Here is a 17,863-nt window from a genome sequence, read left to right as displayed (position 1 = left end):
CTCTGACGTTTCAGGACCGTTTCGGCCAGCCGGGTAACCGATCGACCACTCGCCTTGCGCGATGGAGCATCTGAGCCAAACGCAACCTCAACGTGGATGGGCTGCTGAGGGGTGCATCCAGCTGCCATTGGCCCTGGAGCTGATCGAGATCTGTCATCACCTGTCGCCAGCGCTCCAACAATCGCTGTTCACCACTGTTCTGAAGCAGAACCCCCAGCTCCGCCATCGGTGGGCGCCATCGCAGCGGTTCGGCGACGGCGGCCTGAATGCGTTGCAGATCATGGGCCAGGCTGCCGCAGCCGATCTGATGAGCTGATCGGCCCGGATCACAGTGGTCTGCAAGAGCGTGATTCAGGCTGGTGAACACGACACAGCCGCAGGCCATCGCCTCCAACGGCGGCAGGCCGAAGCCTTCCGTGACGCCCCGTCCCCGCCAGTACTCGGCGGAGTCGTAGAGGTACACCTTGGCGTTGTTGAACAAGCCCACCAGATCATCCACCCAGCCGCTCTGCACCTCCACCGAGAGCCCCCGTTGACGAAGAGCCGGCACCAGCCTCTGAAGAACGTAATCGCTGCTTTTTCGGGCCTGCACCAGCACATCGATGGGACGCTCCCGGCCACTGGCGTCGGCACGATCACCACGGTCGAGCCAGGCCTGCTCCAGGGCATTCGGAACCAGGAACAGTGGGTTCCGAGGCGCTCGGTCACCCCAGTACCCGAGGGTGTTCCGGCTCACGGCCAGAACGGCAATCCCAGGAGGCAGATCAAAGCCGTACCCACTGCTGTGGGCGTGGTAGGCCACCCGGTGACCTCTCAGGCAACGGATCAACCCTGGAACATCGAAACCCCAACTGACGATCCAGAGCACATGGTCTGAGGCGGATTCATCGCGGAGAAGGTCGTGCAGGAAGGGGACGTCCTCCCGACGCTCGCGGTACGTGACGATCTCCGTCTCACACAGTGAGGCCACCAGACGTGCCGTCTGCAGCTCAACGCTCAGTCCACCACAGCGGAAACGACCGCTGGTGCCGGGAACCAGAAAGCGAACAAGCCTGGTGGCCACGGCTGCTTCAGGCGGCTGCCGCCTCCGTGCTGCCGGTGCGCTGCCGACGGGTCAGGAAACCGAACAGCACCTTGCCGATCGCTGCAACCAGATTGCCCTCCAGCTCCTTGAACATGTTCATGTTCAGGTGGAAGGCGTGGTTGGCTTCCTCGACGATCCGATCCGCTGTGGACTGATCGATGGGCAGCTCGTCCATCGCGGCGCGGTAGGCGGTTTTGAACGCCTTCTCATCAGCGATGTCATCGAAGACGTAGAAACGCAGACCGTCATCACCATCCATGTTCATCGCCTTCTGGGCGATGTTCTTGAGGATCTGTCCACCGGAGAGATCACCCAGATAACGCGTGTAGTGGTGACCCACCAGCAGCTCAGGAGACTCCTTGGCGATGGCATGAATGCGATCGACGTAAACCGCTGCTGAAGGTGAAGCCTGAATCTGATCCCTCCAGTTGGCTCCGAAGTAATAGGTCAGGTCCTGCTCGAGGGCCTCACGGCGGTTGAGCTCCTTCATTCCGATCGGTGCCACCACAGGATGGTCTCCGAGCTTTCCGATTTCCTCCTCCATCGCTGTGTACACGAAATAGAGATCAGCCACGAGCTTGCGGTAGCTGGCCTTATCGACGACGCCTTTCAGAAAGCAACTCACGAAGCCGGTGTTCTCGGCCATGGTGTGCGACTTCTTCGTGCCTTCACGAAGCTGTGCAGCCAGTGCGACGGACATGATCAGCCTGTGGTTGAGCGATTCCTCGACCTTATTAGGAGATATCCAACCAGCGGCCGTCTGAGTTGCGAAGGGTTACGGGGCAGCCTCATCCGATGCGCCCGCTGAAAACAGAACGAACAGGTCCTGACAGATCTGGCGCAGGCATTGCACCTGATCCGGCTGGGGGAGATGGGACCCTGTGGGCTGCCAATCGCCGACGGTCGCCAGCCGCCAGCGCTCGCCGTCGTAGGTCATGCCGCGCATCAGCACACCCAGCAGGTGACCTGGCTGATCGGCTTCACGCCTGCTGAGACGAAGCTGCATCAGCAGGCTGCGGCATTGCAGCCGCGGGCTCCAGCCCGGGAAGTGAAAGGAGAGATCGATCGACTCGGGTTCGCTCCACTGACGTGTCTGGGCGTCATCCCTCCACGGACGCAGATTTTCCTTGGCGGCAGGAAAATGTCGCCGCACCAGCGTCACTGCGGAGGCGATGACCCGGGCCTGCTCCACGCTGCACACCGTTTCACCTGCGTTCACGACCGACGTCACACCTCGCCCAATCCTGCACGGATCCACCCTGGCCCGCCGTTACGGTGACAGCAATTCGCGTCGATCATGGAACGCCCTCTCCATCTCGGTCTGCTTGGGGCCATGCCGGAGGAAATCGGTTCTGATCTGGCTCATCTGAACAACCTGAGTCGCGAAACCTTCGGCGATCTGGTGATTCATCGCGGCGAATGGCAGGGGGATGGCGGCACGCCGGTGCTCTTGACGCTGGCCTGGAGCGGTTGGGGCAAGGTCTGCGCTGCTCGCACCGCCACCCGTGTGCTCGCCTCAGCTTCCCCGGAGGCGCCGATCGATCTGCTTCTGTTCACCGGGGTCGCCGGTGGTGCCGACCCAGCCCTGCAGCAATGGGATGTGGTGCTGGCCGATTCGGTTGTCCAGCACGATCTGGACGTGCGACCGATCCTGCCGAGATTCGTAGTGCCACCACTGAACCGGGCCGTGTTGGCACCCCAGGAGGCCTGGTTTCACTGGGCCCTCAACGCGCTTGAGCAGAGCCACTCCGCCGGTGCACTCCAGGGATTCGGCCGGCCCAAGCCGGGACTGATCGGAACCGGTGATCAGTTCATCGGGGATGCTGCTGTGATCGCAACCCTGCGCGACGCCCTGCCCGATCTGCAGGCCGTGGAAATGGAAGGTGCCGCGGTGGCGCAGGTGGCCGAACAGGAGAACGTTCCCTGGCTGGTTCTGCGTGTGATCTCGGATGGGGCGGATTCGGAGGCCGCACAGAGCTTCAATGACTTCGTTCAGGCCTACGACGCACGGGCCTGGACGTTGATTGAGACACTGCTCCGGCGACAGGCCTCAGCGCCCCGCCGATGAAATCCGCGGCGCTGCTCCGGCGCCTGGGGCGCTACGGAGCAGTGGGTGCTGTGGCGGCAGGTGTTCATCTCGTCGTGCTGATCAGCCTTGAGATGGTGATTCCCAGCTGGCTGGCCAACCCTCTCGCTTTTCTGGCCGCTTCTGTGGCGGGTTATCTCGGCCATGCTCTGGTGACCTTCCGGGAGGAGACCGGAGGTCGTCGCTTTGCCCGGCGCTGGCTGATCCTCCAATACGGCATCAATCTGAGCGTCTGCGCGCTGTTGCCACTGCTGCTGACGGACTGGGCCCATCCGGCATGGCGCACCCTGCTGCTGGTGTTCACCCCCACAGTGCTGAATGCCCTGATCTGGAGCCGGGCTGCTCGCTTCAGCCAGCGACAGCGTCACACCCCAGCCCTGCCTGACCTGATTCATGCAGACGACCTCGGTCTGGCCCCGGAGGTTGATGAAGCCATCCTGAGCCTTGCGACAAGCGGTCAGCTGCAAGGCGCCAGCCTGCTGGTGGACGGGGCATCGGCACAGGAGGCCGCCGCCGCCTGGCGGACGCTGCCCGACGCCGCGGGACTCTGCCTGCATCTCTGCCTGACGGAAGGCCCAGGCGTGGAAGGCTGTCCGGATCTACCGGCGAGCTTCGGCACGTTGCTGCTGGCCTCACTGCTGCCCGCGCGTCGCCAGCGATTCCTGCCGCAACTGGAGCGCGCCATCGAACACCAGGTCCACCGTTTCCGGACGCTCACCGAACAACGACGGATTCCGCTTGACGGCCATCAGCACATCCATCTGACGCCCATCGTTCTGGACTGCCTGCTGAGACAGTCCAAACAGCATCAGATCGACTGGATTCGCACAACACGGGAACCGCTGCCCACAGATCTGCCTCTGTCCTGCTGGTGGTCTGCGCTGCGCAGCGGAGGCCTGCTCAAGTGGCTGGTGCTGCAACTGCTCAGCGGCCTGGCCATTCCCCGGCTGAAGCGAGCCGGCATCAGCACCAACGGCGCATTCAGTGGTGTGCTGTTTACAGGACGCATGACGGGACGCCCTCTCGAGGCATGCCTCCAGGGACTGGCATGGAGTCCAACGCGCGAAGGAGACACACCCAATCTCCTGCTGAGCCATCCGGCAGTAGCCGGAAACGCTGCCGCCATGGAGCGCTACGGATTCCAGCTGTCCGCAGGCTTCTTCAGCAGCACGGACAGGCAGCGGGAGTGGCAGGCCCTCAGGACTCGTGCACCGCGCGGATGAAATAGTGCGGCCGCTTCTTCACATCGATGTAGATCCGGCCGATGTATTCGCCGAGCACACCGATGCCGATCAGCTGGATTCCACCGAGAAACAGAATGGCCACGATCAGTGAGGCATAGCCCGGCAGGTCCACCCCGAAGACAACGGTGCGCAGAACGATCAGCGCGGCGTAGAGGAAGCTGAGCAGAGAAATCAGCACACCGATCACCCCCCACACCTTGAGGGGCTTCACCGAGAAGGAAAAGATGCCATCAAGGGCGTAACGCCAGAGCCTGTAGGAGCTCCAGGAACTGCCCCCCCCCAGACGTGCCACGCGGCTGTAAGGGATCTCCACGCTGCGGTATCCCGTCCAGGGCATCAACCCCTTTGAGAAACGCGCGGCTTCACGCATCTGGGTCACCGCTTCCACCACCGGAGCACTCAGCAAACGGAAGTCACCGGCCCCCTCCTGCAGCTGAATCGAATCCACCAACCGATTGAACACCCGATAGAACCAGGAGGCTGTGGCCACTTTCACCAGAGACTCGGCGTCTTGGTCATCCCGCACAGCAGTGACCACCTCGGCCCCCTGCCTCCACGCTTCAACCATCACGGGAATCCTCTCCGGTGGATGCTGCAGGTCGGAATCGATCAAGACCACCGCACCGCAGCGTCCAGATGCATGGTCGAGGCCGGCCAGCATCGCCGCTTCCTTGCCGAAGTTGCGCGTCAGCTCCAGCAAGACCAGCGGAGCGCTGGGATGGGCCTCCTGCCACTGGCGGATCACAGTCACCGTGGCGTCTCCAGAGCCGTCATCGATCAGAACCAGTCGATCCACGACGTGGAGCTGAAGCACCTCCTCAATGAACCGACAGATGATGCTGTGCTCGTTGAAGCAAGCCGCTACGACCCAGAGCTGCTCGCGGACCATCCGAACCTGCTGGTGATGGCTGAACCGTAAGGCTGCACACTCAGTCATAGGCTCGCCTTGCTGACGCCCAATCGACCGCCATGGCCCAGTTCGAGAAGCTCACAGCCCCCAGCCAGGGCACGCCGATCCGCTTCGAGAACGGTCAGCCCGTGGTGGCCGACAACCCGATCATCCCCTTCATCCGCGGCGACGGCACCGGTGTTGACATCTGGCCCGCCACCCAGAAGGTGCTGGATGCCGCCGTGGCCAAGGCCTATGGCGGTGCGAAACGGATCGAATGGTTCAAGGTGTTCGCCGGCGACGAAGCCTGTGACCTCTACGGCACCTATCAGTATCTGCCGGAGGACACCCTCGAAGCGATCCGCAGCTACGGCGTGGCGATCAAGGGCCCCCTCACCACCCCGGTGGGTGGCGGCATCCGCTCCCTGAACGTTGCCCTGCGACAGATCTTTGATCTGTATTCCTGTGTCCGCCCCTGCCGCTATTACGAGGGCACCCCAAGTCCCCACAAGCGTCCGCAAGATCTGGACGTGATCGTTTACCGGGAGAACACCGAAGACATTTATATGGGTGTGGAATGGGAGGCCGATGACGCCGTCGGCCAGGAGCTGCGCAAGCATCTCAATGAAGTGGTGATTCCCGCCAACGGCAAGCTGGGCAAGCGCCAGATTCCGGAAGGCTCCGGCATCGGCATCAAACCGGTGAGCAAGCACGGCAGCCAGCGCCACATCCGCAAGGCGATCCAGCACGCTCTGCGCCTTGAGGGCAGCAAGCGCCACGTGACCCTGGTGCACAAGGGCAACATCATGAAATTCACGGAAGGCGCCTTCCGCGACTGGGGCTACGAGCTGGCCACCACCGAATTCCGCGACGTGTGCATCACCGAGCGGGAAAGCTGGATCCTCGGCAACCTCGAGAAGGATTCAGACCTGAGCGTGCAGGCCAACGCCCGCATGATCGAGCCGGGCTACGACAGCCTCACCCCAGAAAAGAAGGCCGACATCGATGCCGAAGTGCAGGCGGTGATCGACGCCATCGGCAGCAGCCACGGTGGTGGCAAGTGGAAAGAGATGGTGCTGGTCGATGACCGCATCGCCGACAGCATCTTCCAGCAGATCCAGACCCGGCCCCAGGAGTACTCGATCCTCGCCACCCTCAACCTGAACGGTGACTACATCTCCGATGCCGCGGCCGCCATGGTGGGTGGCCTGGGCATGGCCCCCGGCGCGAACATCGGTGAGAACGCTGCCATCTTCGAAGCCACCCACGGCACCGCTCCGAAACATGCCGGCCTGGATCGGATCAACCCGGGCTCGGTGATTCTCAGCGGCGTGATGATGCTGGAATTCCTTGGTTGGCAGGAGGCTGCCGAACTGGTGACCAAGGGCCTCAGTGCCGCCATTGCCGACAAGCAGGTCACCTATGACCTGGCCCGGCTGATGGAACCTCAGGTGGATCCGGTGAGCTGCAGCGGTTTCGCTGAGGCAATCATCACAAGGTTCTGACGGTCACTCATAGCGCTGCTCGGCGTGAAGACGATCCAGAAACCCTTTCTTCGCAAGCGTTTCAGTGATCAGCCGTTCAATCGTCGCCTCATCGTCGGCCATCTCGGTAAATCTGTTTTCACGGGGGAACTGAGCGAAGGAGAACCCTGGCTCACCCTCCAGACCGAAGAGTGAACACAGATCGCTGCTGGCGATCTGCTCGCGGAAACCAACAGCCTTCACCTCCGCGACAGCCTCCAGAGCACTTACAAACGACTGATGCATGGCAGCAGTCAGCGCCGATGTCCCAGGGTGAGCCTTTTCACATCGCGCCTGACGCGCCACGAAACGATCAGCTGAGAGGCAAGAATTCCCATGCTTCTTCCGCATTTCGCACATCCGAATGTAATTGGAACGCAGATAGGAGATCGGCTCCCTGAGCACCACAATCACCTGGGGCTTCTGGCCAGAAGCATCAAGAAAAGCACGACACAACTCATAAACAGGAAAGGTCGTTACAACGGACTTGGAGAAGTTACGTTTTTTGGCCCAAATGGAAAAATTGGTCTGTGCCAAACGCTCACTGGAGATCAACAGCCTTCGGCCATCACGCTGCGACTCTTCGATCATCTGACGGACAACACAGCTCAGGTATTGACGGAAGACAGACTGATCAGCACTGTCCTGCCTGCTGGCGGCAATAGCAACAGGAAAAAGGATTTTCCCCGCCAAATGATGACGCTCTGAAGAGCTTCGGAGTTGCAGGGGTTTCTGCAAGCAATGATCGACGAACTGCAGCCTGGAATCCCAACCGACCGGCAATGACGATATCGAAGATGTGAATGGCTTCTTGGCAAAGACGAGATGATTTCTCAGCTCAGGGAAGACATGACGCTGAAGAACTGTTGTCCCTGTACGTGAAACCCCGACATGAATCTTGACCCTGGAAGATGAAGACTCGGCCATCACATTGACTCTTGTCCTGATGACCTGATCCAAGGCCTGGGTGGGGCTGAGAGTAACCCAGAACAGAAAGTGCTCCGTCAGAATCGCAGCATGACTCAGTCCTCCAGGCCGGATCAGAGCGCCTCTGTCAACCTGCCGGGACTCCCCGCCGGTGCGGCCGACCCATGCGTCCACTGCGGGTTCTGCCTGCCCACCTGTGCCAGCTACCGGGTGCTGGCCAGTGAGATGGATTCCCCCCGTGGCCGCATTCATGCGCTGCGGGCGATCGAAGCCGGAGAGCTGGAGCTCGATGCCAGTGTTGCCAGTCATTTCGAGACGTGCCTCGGCTGCTTTGCCTGCGTCAGCGCCTGTCCGTCCGGCGTCCGCTACGACCAGCTGATCGAGCACACCCGTCCGAAGCTGATCAAGGCCGGCCATCGCAGCCCGTGGGAGGTGGCCTTCCGGCGACTGCTGCTGCAGGTGCTGCCGTACCCCAGCCGCCTGAGAGCCCTGCTGCAACCCCTGCGGATCTATGCGGGAACGCCGGTTCAAGCGCTTGCCCGCCGGACTGGACTCACCCGCCTGTTCGGTCCCCAGATCGAAGCCATGGAACGGCTGTTGCCCCCTCTGGCCGCCGACAGCTACAGCGACCATCTGCCGCAGCTGAATCCCGCCACTGGTGAACGGCGAGGACGGGTGGCGCTGCTGCTGGGCTGTGTGCAGCGCTGTTTTGATCCCGCCGTCAGCAGAGCCACCGTGGCGGTGCTTCAGGCCAATGGCTTCGAGGTGGTGCTACCTCCCGACCAGGGCTGCTGCGGAGCCGTCAGTCATCACCAGGGAGAACTGGAGCTGACCCGCCAGCTGGCCTCGGATCTGGTGCGCAGCTTCAACGCGATCGAAGGGGATGTCGATGCCGTGCTGGTGGCAGCCTCCGGCTGCGGCCACACGATGAAGGCCTATGAAGAGCTGCTGATGGGTGAGGCCCTCTTCCGTTCCCCCGTTCTGGATGTTCACGAATTCCTTGCGGCACGCGGTCTGAGCGAACCCTTCCGCCGACGCCTGCAACCCCTCGGGATCACGGTCGCCTTCCACGACGCCTGCCACATGATTCATGGCCAGGGGATCCAGGCTCAGCCGAGGGAGTTGCTGCACAACATTCCCGCCCTGCAACTCCGGGAAGCCACAGAAGCGGGCGTCTGCTGTGGCAGCGCCGGCATCTACAACCTGGTGCAACCCCAGGAGGCGGCGGAACTGGGGCGCATCAAGGCAGACGACCTCAGCAGCACCGGTGCGGATCTGGTGGCGAGCGCCAACATCGGCTGCACCCTGCAGCTGCGTCAGCATCTCGGCGCGCGGGCCAGCGTGCATCACCCCATGGAGCTGCTGGCGGCCTCAGCCGGCCTGCATCCGCTGCCAGGCCAGCAGCAGCGTGCCGGCATCACCGAGATTGCCCGGAAAGGTGAGGATCGGCAGCTGTTGCAACCGCCCCCCGCCTGAGGGGAGCACCAGTGACAGACCCGGCAGCAGCTGACCCTGCAGATGCAGGGATCGCAGCGCCAGCCCCTCACTGAGGAGAGTCTGCGTGGTTGTTCCCCCTTTGCTGATCAGGTAGCCGAGAGATGGCGCCATCGCCGATGCCAGTCGTGCCATCAGCCGGGCGAGTTCACGCGACAACCGCCGACCCTCCCGCTCACTGCCGCAGCGCAGTTCGCCACGACTGCTGAACAGCACCGGCGTGGCCCCTCTGACCAGCGCAAGCTGAAGCTGCTCCCGCCACACCTGTTCCAGATCCGCCAACAGCAGATCAGGGGTCGGACCCTCCAGCACCCTCGCAATGCGGGGCACGGGAAGCTCGATGGGCACGCAGGATTCTTCCGAGAGCAGCAACGCCAGCTGCTGATCGGCAAGGGGCACATGGGATCCGACCATCACCAGTCCCGGCAATCGGCAGCCTCGACCATCCCGGCGACGCAAGGCCGCCAGGCCTGGGCCATCCAGGGGCTGGCGGCCTGGATCCGCCAGGGCTTTCACCAGGCTGGCGGCAGAGCGAAACAGAAAACGTTTCTCCCGGCGCAGACTGCGCACCGCTGCCGCGAAGGCGGTCAGCTGGGGAAGACGCTCAGCATCCACCACCACCGCCGCATTTCCCACCAGCTGCCGCAACCGCTCGATCAGATTGGGCAACCCGCTGCCGCAGGCGGCATCCAAGTCCCGCCCGCTGATCCGCACCACATCGGCAGCGTGAATGGAACCATGGCTTCTCTCCTCCAGCCAGCCGGGCAGATCGCTGGTGCCGTATCCGAACAACCGGTCGCAGGCGAAGGGCGTGGTGTGAACGGGCACACCCCGAAGCAGGTGGACTCCGTTGACCGTGGTGCGCCCACCCTCCAGAAAAGCCGGCACGTGGAAGGTGGCATCAAAGGGTCCGAAGCACTCCGCGAGAACGGCAGGCTCCAGCACCCCATGGCCGCGGAGGGTGGAGTCACCTCGGCTCACCAGCAGCACATCGCTGCGTTGGAGGCCCTCGGCGCTGAGGGCAGCATCGAGATTGGCAGCGATCTCGCGGTTGCGTTCCCCTGCAGCCTCCTCGGTCTGCGCCCGGGTGTCCGCCAGCAGAAACAGCAGTGGGGACGGGTGACGCAGCCCCTCCCGCAGGTCCTCCACGTCCCAGTGCAGCAGCAGAGGGCAGCTGTGAACCGTCTGCGAGCCGGTTGGGTCGTCGTCGATCACAACAACCTTCATGGCACCATCGTGCCGTGCCTCCTTCCCCTGCCACCCGCAAGGAGCTGATCGCCCTGGTGCGCCAGTGGCACGATGCGGCCTCCCCCTGGATTCCTAGCGGTCTCGGCACACGCCTGGACTGGGGACCGCCCCTGGATGCCCGTCATCCGGTGCTGAGCTGCCGAGGACTGAACCGGGTGATCGACCACGCCGTGGACGATCTCACCATCACGGTGCAAGCCGGGTGCCCTCTGGCCGACCTGCAGGCTGTGCTGGCGGAGCGCGGCCAGTGGCTGCCTCTGGACCACCCGCGCGGAGAAGCTCAAGGCAGCATCGGCGGTCTGGTGGCCCGCGGGCTGGCAGGGGGCCTGAGGCAGCGTCATCTCGGCGTCCGCGATCAGATCATCGGCATCACGTTGCTGCGCAGCGACGGTGTGGAGGCCCGTGCCGGAGGGCGCGTGGTCAAGAACGTGGCGGGATACGACCTGATGAAACTGCTCTGCGGCAGCTGGGGCAGCCTGGCCCTGATCACCGAACTCACCCTGCGGGTGCAGCCGATCCGGCCAGCCCACGCCACTCTTCTTCTGCACGGCGACCTCAGCTCCCAGAACAGCTTCCGCGCCGAACTGCTGCGATCAACCCTCACCCCAGAACGCTGCGACTGGCAGAGCCGTGGCGATGGCCACTGGCAACTGCGGCTGCTGCTCAGCAGCGTGTCGGATCAGGCGGTGGAAGACCAGATGAAGCGCCTCGAGGCGATGGCCGGGAGCCATCGGCTGAAGGCGCAACGGCACTCCGGTGCCGATCCACTGGACAGTGGCCTGCCCTGCATGGATCCGACCTGGCTGGTGCGTGTCGCCCTTCCCTCCGCCGTCCTGCATCAGCTGCTCAGCGATGGGACCCTCCTCGCACTGAAGGGATGGCAGTGGGATCTGGCCGCCGGTGCCGGCTGCGGTGATGGCTGGTGCTCTGAACCAACGGCCCCCTACCGGGTCGACGCCCTGCGCCGGAGGGTGATCGACCTGGGGGGCCAGCTGACGGTGCTCAAACAGCCTGAGGCGGCCGGATTGCCCGCCTGGCTCGACACCCCGGCACGTCCGGTGATCGAAGCCGTGAAGCGCCAGTTCGATCCGCGCCAGCAACTCTGCCGCGGACGATTGCCAGGCGTCGATCAGGAGACGGCGTAACGGCAGCTGAGGGCACAGCTGGAGCCGGGCTGGATCTCAAGCTTGCGATCACCGGAGATCAGCGACTGGCGAGGGCCCGTCCAGGGCTCGACGCAGACCATGGCGCGAGGAGGCTCCGTCCAGATCACCGTCAGATCCATGGGCTCCTGATGCTGCAGCTGCAGCTGCTGGCCGTTGGTCCGATCAATCAGCGTCACCGGGCCGGCAGGACGGCAGAGGAAATCCACCCCGTCCGGCAGACGACCCAGCTGAGACGCGGTGTCTGTCTCCGCCATCTCCAGATGGTTGAGGCAGCGCTCATTCAGACCGGCCAGATCAGTCTGAGCCAGATCACTGATGTTGAAGTAGGGGTGCAGGCCGAAGCTGAAAGGCATGACGCTCTCGCTGCGGTTCTGGATCGTGGTGTGGATTTCCAGGGCCTGTGCCACCGGACGGATCTCCATCTCCACAACGAAGGAAAAGGGATAGGCCGCCAGGGTGTCCTCGGTGTCGCTGAGGGTGAGCCTCACACCGCTCTGATCCTCCAGCAGCTGAAGCTGCCAGGGAAGATTGCGCGCGAAACCATGCTGCTTGAGGGTGTGCGCAACGCCGCTCACCTCGAGCAGATCGCCGGGCAGGTTGCCGCAGATCGGGAACAGCACCGGGATGCCGCCACGGATGCTCTTGCCGGGGTCGGCATAACGCTCCTGATCGAAATAGAGCACCTCCCGTTCGCCGCAGCGCCACTCGGTCACGATGCCGCCCCGCTCGGGAACGATCCGCAGACGATCACCGCTCTCGGGATGGATGTATTCCCAGTGGGCATAGGGGCCCGTCTGCTGCGTCAGTGTCATCGGCATCCGCCAAGGCGGCTGAGGTGGCTGGAAACTAGCTCTGGCCAGCAACCATGCCGGTGCTCTGGCTCACCTCAGGTCTCCTGAGCCAGTCGAGCAGAGCGCCGTTGACCTGATCGGGCACCTCATCGTGAGGACAATGCCCCGCCTCCAGCACCACTTCCGTCGTGAACGGCGGAGCATGACGCTGGAACGTGGCACGACGTCCGGGAGCATTGATCCAGGGATCCCGGATGCCCCAGAGCAGCAGCAGGGGAGCTGTCAGTTCAGCGAAGAGCTCATCCAGAGGCTGACCGCGAGGAATATCGAAGACGGTCCGAAACACCCCGAAGGCTCCGGGATCCAGGGAAGGCCGGCGGATCGACTCCACAAGGGCCTCATCCACATTGGTGCGGTCCACGTACACCTGCCGCAGTGTGCGGCGGATCGTGGCGGGACGCCTGAGATTTTCGAACAGAAGACGCTGCAGCACGGGGCTGCTCAGCAGGGCACTGCCGATCGACTGGCGGGCGATCGCTCCCCAGCCCTTTGGGGGCTGTTGCTCATCGCTGAAAGGGCCGGCCGCATTGAGCAGCACCACCCCGGCGCACTCCCGTTTCAGGGCCGCTCCCGCCGCAAGGGCGGCGAACCCTCCGAGGGAATTCCCGGCGATCACCGTCGGCCGACCAATGCACTCACGCACATAGGCCACCAGCTGATCCCGCCAGAGGGCACCGCCGTAGGCCAGGCCCGCAGGCTTGGCGCTGCGGCCGAACCCGAGCAGGTCCAGAGCATGCACGTCGTGGCTGCGGGCGAGAACCGGAATGTTGTGACGCCAGTGGTCCGTTGAAGCGCCGAAGCCATGCACCAGCAACAGCGCCGGACTCTCAGGATCAGGTGCATCGGGGCGATCCACCACCGCATGCACGGGATGGCCGAGATGGCTCCAGGTGACTCTCTCCACAGCCGGCCGATCAGAGCGGCGATGCTAGGCAGCAGTTTTCAACAGCGAATGCAGGGGCTGGAGGCATACGGCGGACCATTGACGGATGCAGTTCTCTGGCGTGGAGCCCTGTTCTGGGCACTGGCCCTCTACGTACCGCTGAGCGGACCACTGGGTCGCTTCGAATCAAGCCTCTCGGACAGTGCGCTGTCGGACCAGTGGAAACAGATCGCGCTGGTGGTCAGCAGCCTGCTGCTGGCGATGGCCGTGGGGCTGGTGGCCCAGTTGCTGATGAGCTGGGTCCTCGGACCGGGATGGGCCTCCAGCCTGGCGCTGATCGGCATCGGCTGGAGTCTGCTGCTGGCCCTCTCCAGTTCCGGAGACGGGTCCGACTGACGCGGTCAGGGGATTCAGGGAACCGAGGGACCTGCCGTCGGATCGGCCACCAACTCTTGTGGCATCGAGTCCCCATCCTCCGGGGGCTTGCCCTTGAGCACAATCCGGAGAAGAACGGGAGCCAGGAAGGTGGTTCCGATCACCATCAGAAGGATCGCTGCCTCGAGGCCGGGCGTGAGCAGGTTGGCCGCCGTGCCCAGGCCGAGAAAGATCAGACCCACCTCTCCGCGGGGAAGCATGCCCAGGCCGACCACGAGGTTGTTCGTCTTCTCCTTACCGAAGACTGCCCAACCGGCGGCGACCTTGCCGACAATGGCCACCAGGAACATGAACGCTGCGATCACCAGCGCCGAACGGGAGGAAGGATCGGAGGGATTGATCACGGAGAGATCCATACCGGCACCCACCAGCACGAAGAAAACCGTGGCGAAGAGACTGACGATCGGCGTGACCGCCACCTGGATCTCATGCCGGTGTTTCGATGTGCTGGCGATCAATCCAGCCGCGAAGGCACCGAGAGCAGCCTCGAGACCGATGGCCGTCGCCACGAAGCAACTTGCACCCAGGAGCAGATAAGACCCCACGAGCTTGGATCCGGGAGCCTTGAGCTGATCGATCATCCAGTCGAAGGCGGGAGCAGCCCTCTGACTCAGCAGCAGTGCCACCGCCACGAACACCACGGCAGCCACCACAAGCTGCACGATCGGTCCGATCTCGAGGGATCCTCCTGCGGCCAGAGACACCACGATCGCCAGGATCACGATCCCGAGAATGTCGTCGAGCACCGCAGCACCGATCACGATCTGCCCCTCACGGGTTCGCAGATATCCCAGTTCGCTGAACACACTCGCGGTGATCCCGATGCTCGTGGCCGTCATGGAGGCTCCCGCGAAGATCGCCTGAATCGCATCAACGTGGAAGATGCTCATCAGGCCGATGGTGCCGAGTGCAAACGGCAGCACCACACCAACAACAGCGACGGAGAAGGCCTGAGCCCCCACGGCCATCAGTTCTTCCAGCTCGCTTTCGAGGCCGGCCAGGAACAGCAGGGAATACAGACCCAGATTCGAAACGGAACTGAGCGCCCCGAACGATTCGTTGTAGATCTCGGGGACCTCATCCGGTGGGATGTGGGCCAAGCCGCCCACCACATCACTGAATGCGGCACTGAGATGCACCTGGGTCTCCGGAGGCACCAGCAGATGCAGACCGGACGCGCCGATGATCACACCAGCCATCAGCTCACCCAGAATCGTGGGGAGCTCGAAACGGACCAGAAACTCCGAGAGGGTCCGCGCTGCGATGAAGATCAGAATGAACCGGAGCACGCCGATCAGCGTTTCGGCTACCTCCAGGTCATGGCTGCTGATCTCACTCAGCAGGGCAGGAAACAGCATTGTGCTGCGCAAGGCTCAAGCCGACCTTAGTGGCGGTGTCCGATGACGCTGGTGATTGCCAAGGTCCGGATCGTATGGATACATCCCTGATGTCGGGTCGCTTACGGGCAGCCCAGGACGTGACGGCTACTTTCCGGACAACCGCATGGTCCCAGCGCCCGATCGGCGCCTGAGGCCGTGGGTGCCTCCCAAAAGTGTTGCCTTCCTGACACTCCATGACGACCGCGCCTCATCAGCAGCAGGCCCTCGCCGCCGTGAACGCTCCCTCGGACGACGAGCTCCAGCTGCTTGACGCCTACTGGCGTACAGCCAACTACCTGGCTGTCGGGATGATCTACCTGCAGAGCAACCCTCTGCTGCGGGAGCCCCTGCGGCCTGAGCACATCAAGCCCCGCCTGCTGGGGCACTGGGGCTCCAGCCCGGGTCAGGCCTTCATCTGGACCCATGCCAACCGCCTGATCCGGAAATACGACCTGGACATGATCTACATGTCAGGCCCCGGTCACGGCGCCCCAGGCGCCCGCGGTCCGGTCTACATCGACGGCAGCTACAGCGAGCGCTATCCGGACAAGTCCTTCGACGAGGAAGGCCTGCAGAAGTTCTTCAAGATGTTCTCCTTCCCGGGGCACATCGGCAGCCACTGCACCGCGGAGATGCCCGGCTCCATCCACGAAGGAGGTGAGCTCGGCTATGTGCTGTCGCATGCCTGCGGTTCCATCCTCGACAACCCCGAACTGATCACGATCGCCTGCGTCGGCGACGGTGAGGCTGAAACCGGCCCGCTGGCCACCAGCTGGCACATCAACAAGTTCATCAACCCGATCCGGGACGGCGCCGTCCTGCCGATCCTCCATCTCAACGGATACAAGATCGCCAACCCGTCGATCCTCAGCCGCATCGACCATGAGGAGCTGGACAACCTGCTGAAGGGGTACGGCTGGACGCCGATTTTCGTCGAGGGCGCCGACCCGATGACGATGCATCGCGACATGGCGGTGGCCTTCGAACAGGCGGTGCTCGACATCCGCGCTCAGCAGGAGCAGGCCCGCACCAGCGGTGAAGCCTTCCGGCCCCGCTGGCCGATGATCGTGCTGCGTTCCCCCAAGGGTTGGACCGGTCCCCAGGACGTCGACGGCAAGAAGATCGAGAACTTCTGGCGCTCCCATCAGGTGCCCGTGGCCGACGTTCGGACCAACGAGGCACACCTGCGGCTGCTCGAGGACTGGATGAAGAGCTACCGCCCCTGGGAGCTGTTCGACGAGAACGGTGCCGTCAAGGAGCACATCCGCGCCCTCTCCCCCAACGGAGATCGCCGGATGGGCAGCAACCCCCACACCAACGGCGGTGTTCTGCGCCGGGACCTGCTGTTCCCGGCGATCGAGAAGTACGCCATCGATGTGGACTCGCCCGGCACCATCGAGGCGGAGAACACCTACCCGCTCGGCGAGGTGATCCGTGATCTCATTCGCGAGAACCCCGGCGCCTACAAGCTGTTCGGACCTGACGAAACCCACTCCAACCGTCTTCAGGCCGTCTACGAGGTCTCCAAGAAGGTGTGGATGGCCAATTTCCTCCCCGAGGACCTGAACGGCAGTGAACTGTCCCGGGACGGTTCGGTGATCGAGATGCTCTCCGAACACACCCTGGTCGGGATGATGGAGGGCTATCTGCTCACCGGGCGCAACGGCTTCTTCCACACCTACGAAGCCTTCGCCCATGTGATCTCCTCGATGTACAACCAGCACTGCAAATGGCTGGAGCACTGCGAAGAGATCCCCTGGCGCGCACCGATCGGTCCCTGGAACTGCCTGATCTCCTCCACCGTGTGGCGGCAGGACCACAACGGATTCACCCACCAGGACCCAGGGTTCATGGACCTGGCCGGAAACAAGAAGGGATCGATCACCCGGGTCTACCTACCTGCCGACTCCAACAGCCTTCTCGCCGTCGCCGAGCAGGCCCTCACCGAGACCGATGTCTCCAACATCATCGTCTCCGACAAGCAGAAACATCTTCAGTACCTGACCCTGGATCAGGCCCGTCGTCACGTGGCCAAAGGGGTCGGCATCTGGGATTGGGCCTGCAATGACGACTGCGGCACCGAGATGGATGAACCGGATGTGGTGCTGGCCTCGGCAGGGGACATCCCCACCAAGGAGTGCCTGGCAGCCATCGAGATCCTGCGCGAACAGATCCCGCAGCTGAAGATCCGCTACGTGAACGTGGTGAAGCTGTTCTCCCTGTCCCCCTCCTCGGAACATCCCCACGGCCTCAGCGATCGCGATTTCGAGGATCTGTTCACACCGGATCGCCCGGTGATCTTCAACTTCCACGGCTACCCGTGGCTGATTCACCGGCTCACGTATCGCAGACCGAACCATGCGAACTTCCACGTTCGCGGTTACAAGGAACAAGGAAACATCAACACCCCCCTGGAACTGGCCATCAGCAACCAGATCGATCGATTCAACCTGGTGATCGATGTGATCGATCGGGTGGACAGCCTCGGCTCCCGCGCCGCTCACATCAAAGAGCGGATGAAGGACGAGATCCACAAGCACCGCAACCATGCCTACACCCACGGCATGGATGCGCCCGAGATCAACAACTGGCGCTGGAAATTCGGCCACGGTGCCTGCAACGGCTGAGCCAAACCTCGCTTTTATCTCTCCTCG

The 17,863-nt window shown here is 63.2% G+C and carries 16 protein-coding genes; 7 read left to right on the top strand and 9 right to left on the bottom strand.

From position 1 onward, the window contains the following. Positions 1-10 precede the first annotated feature (10 nt). From KR49_RS09020 to KR49_RS09010, 3 genes are all read right to left on the bottom strand, one after another. Positions 11-1,063 carry a glycosyltransferase gene (locus KR49_RS09020; protein ID WP_043694348.1) on the bottom strand — a complete coding sequence of 351 codons (1,053 nt, stop codon included), beginning with the start codon at positions 1,061-1,063 and terminating at the stop codon, positions 11-13. 7 nt (positions 1,064-1,070) lie between these two features. Then, positions 1,071-1,784: a heme oxygenase (biliverdin-producing) gene (locus tag KR49_RS09015; RefSeq protein ID WP_043694344.1), complete on the bottom strand. Its 714-nt coding sequence runs from the start codon at positions 1,782-1,784 to the stop codon at positions 1,071-1,073. 75 nt (positions 1,785-1,859) lie between these two features. Then, a complete protein-coding gene (locus tag KR49_RS09010) occupies positions 1,860-2,303 on the bottom strand; it encodes a hypothetical protein (RefSeq protein ID WP_043697225.1) in 444 nt (147 codons plus the stop codon). A gap of 78 nt (positions 2,304-2,381) precedes the next feature. On the opposite strand from KR49_RS09010, the gene KR49_RS09005 reads away from it, so the two are divergent. Both KR49_RS09005 and KR49_RS09000 read left to right on the top strand, forming a co-directional pair. Next, positions 2,382-3,152 (top strand): 5'-methylthioadenosine/adenosylhomocysteine nucleosidase, encoded by a 771-nt coding sequence (locus tag KR49_RS09005; RefSeq protein ID WP_043694341.1) that lies wholly within the window; start codon positions 2,382-2,384, stop codon positions 3,150-3,152. Then, positions 3,149-4,393: a ChbG/HpnK family deacetylase gene (locus tag KR49_RS09000; RefSeq protein WP_043694339.1), complete on the top strand. Its 1,245-nt coding sequence runs from the start codon at positions 3,149-3,151 to the stop codon at positions 4,391-4,393. The genes KR49_RS09005 and KR49_RS09000 overlap by 4 nt, the downstream gene beginning before the upstream one ends. Here KR49_RS09000 and KR49_RS08995 read toward each other — a convergent pair. Continuing rightward, a complete protein-coding gene (locus KR49_RS08995) occupies positions 4,368-5,303 on the bottom strand; it encodes a glycosyltransferase family 2 protein (RefSeq protein WP_043694338.1) in 936 nt (311 codons plus the stop codon). The two genes, KR49_RS09000 and KR49_RS08995, sit on opposite strands and share 26 nt — an antisense overlap. A gap of 80 nt (positions 5,304-5,383) precedes the next feature. Here KR49_RS08995 and KR49_RS08990 point away from each other — a divergent pair, with 80 nt between their 5' ends. Further along, positions 5,384-6,808 carry an NADP-dependent isocitrate dehydrogenase gene (locus KR49_RS08990; protein WP_043694335.1) on the top strand — a complete coding sequence of 475 codons (1,425 nt, stop codon included), beginning with the start codon at positions 5,384-5,386 and terminating at the stop codon, positions 6,806-6,808. Positions 6,809-6,811: 3 nt separating this feature from the next. Here KR49_RS08990 and KR49_RS08985 read toward each other — a convergent pair whose 3' ends face one another. Next, complete coding sequence (locus tag KR49_RS08985) at positions 6,812-7,753, bottom strand: hypothetical protein (RefSeq protein WP_156957170.1); 942 nt, start codon at positions 7,751-7,753, stop codon at positions 6,812-6,814. A gap of 90 nt (positions 7,754-7,843) precedes the next feature. On the opposite strand from KR49_RS08985, the gene KR49_RS08980 reads away from it, so the two are divergent. Next, positions 7,844-9,229, top strand: coding sequence for a (Fe-S)-binding protein (locus tag KR49_RS08980; RefSeq protein WP_043697222.1), 1,386 nt, complete (start codon positions 7,844-7,846; stop codon positions 9,227-9,229). Here KR49_RS08980 and KR49_RS08975 read toward each other — a convergent pair. Further along, a complete protein-coding gene (locus KR49_RS08975; RefSeq protein ID WP_043694329.1) occupies positions 9,125-10,474 on the bottom strand; it encodes a four-carbon acid sugar kinase family protein in 1,350 nt (449 codons plus the stop codon). The genes KR49_RS08980 and KR49_RS08975 overlap by 105 nt on opposite strands. 14 nt (positions 10,475-10,488) lie before the next feature. Between KR49_RS08975 and KR49_RS08970 the strand changes: the two genes are divergently transcribed. Then, positions 10,489-11,640, top strand: coding sequence for an FAD-binding oxidoreductase (locus KR49_RS08970; RefSeq protein WP_043694327.1), 1,152 nt, complete (start codon positions 10,489-10,491; stop codon positions 11,638-11,640). Here KR49_RS08970 and KR49_RS08965 read toward each other — a convergent pair. Then, on the bottom strand, positions 11,625-12,479 hold the full coding sequence (locus tag KR49_RS08965) for a galactose mutarotase (RefSeq protein WP_043694324.1): 855 nt from the start codon (positions 12,477-12,479) through the stop codon (positions 11,625-11,627). The two genes, KR49_RS08970 and KR49_RS08965, sit on opposite strands and share 16 nt — an antisense overlap. A 28-nt stretch (positions 12,480-12,507) precedes the next feature. Next, complete coding sequence (locus tag KR49_RS08960) at positions 12,508-13,416, bottom strand: alpha/beta fold hydrolase (RefSeq protein ID WP_043694321.1); 909 nt, start codon at positions 13,414-13,416, stop codon at positions 12,508-12,510. Between the two features lie 48 nt (positions 13,417-13,464). Here KR49_RS08960 and KR49_RS08955 point away from each other — a divergent pair, with 48 nt between their 5' ends. Continuing rightward, on the top strand, positions 13,465-13,791 hold the full coding sequence (locus tag KR49_RS08955) for a hypothetical protein (RefSeq protein ID WP_043694318.1): 327 nt from the start codon (positions 13,465-13,467) through the stop codon (positions 13,789-13,791). Between the two features lie 14 nt (positions 13,792-13,805). Here the strand turns inward: KR49_RS08955 and KR49_RS08950 are convergent, their stop codons facing one another. Next, positions 13,806-15,188: a cation:proton antiporter gene (locus KR49_RS08950; RefSeq protein ID WP_043694316.1), complete on the bottom strand. Its 1,383-nt coding sequence runs from the start codon at positions 15,186-15,188 to the stop codon at positions 13,806-13,808. Between the two features lie 215 nt (positions 15,189-15,403). Between KR49_RS08950 and KR49_RS08945 the strand changes: the two genes are divergently transcribed. After that, positions 15,404-17,836, top strand: a complete 2,433-nt coding sequence (locus tag KR49_RS08945; RefSeq protein WP_052378220.1) for a phosphoketolase — start codon at positions 15,404-15,406, stop codon at positions 17,834-17,836. Positions 17,837-17,863 lie beyond the last annotated feature (27 nt).

The sequence above is a fragment of the Synechococcus sp. KORDI-49 genome, assembly GCF_000737575.1.
In the GTDB taxonomy this organism is placed as follows: domain Bacteria; phylum Cyanobacteriota; class Cyanobacteriia; order PCC-6307; family Cyanobiaceae; genus Parasynechococcus.
This window is presented reverse-complemented; position numbering and strand designations above follow the sequence as displayed.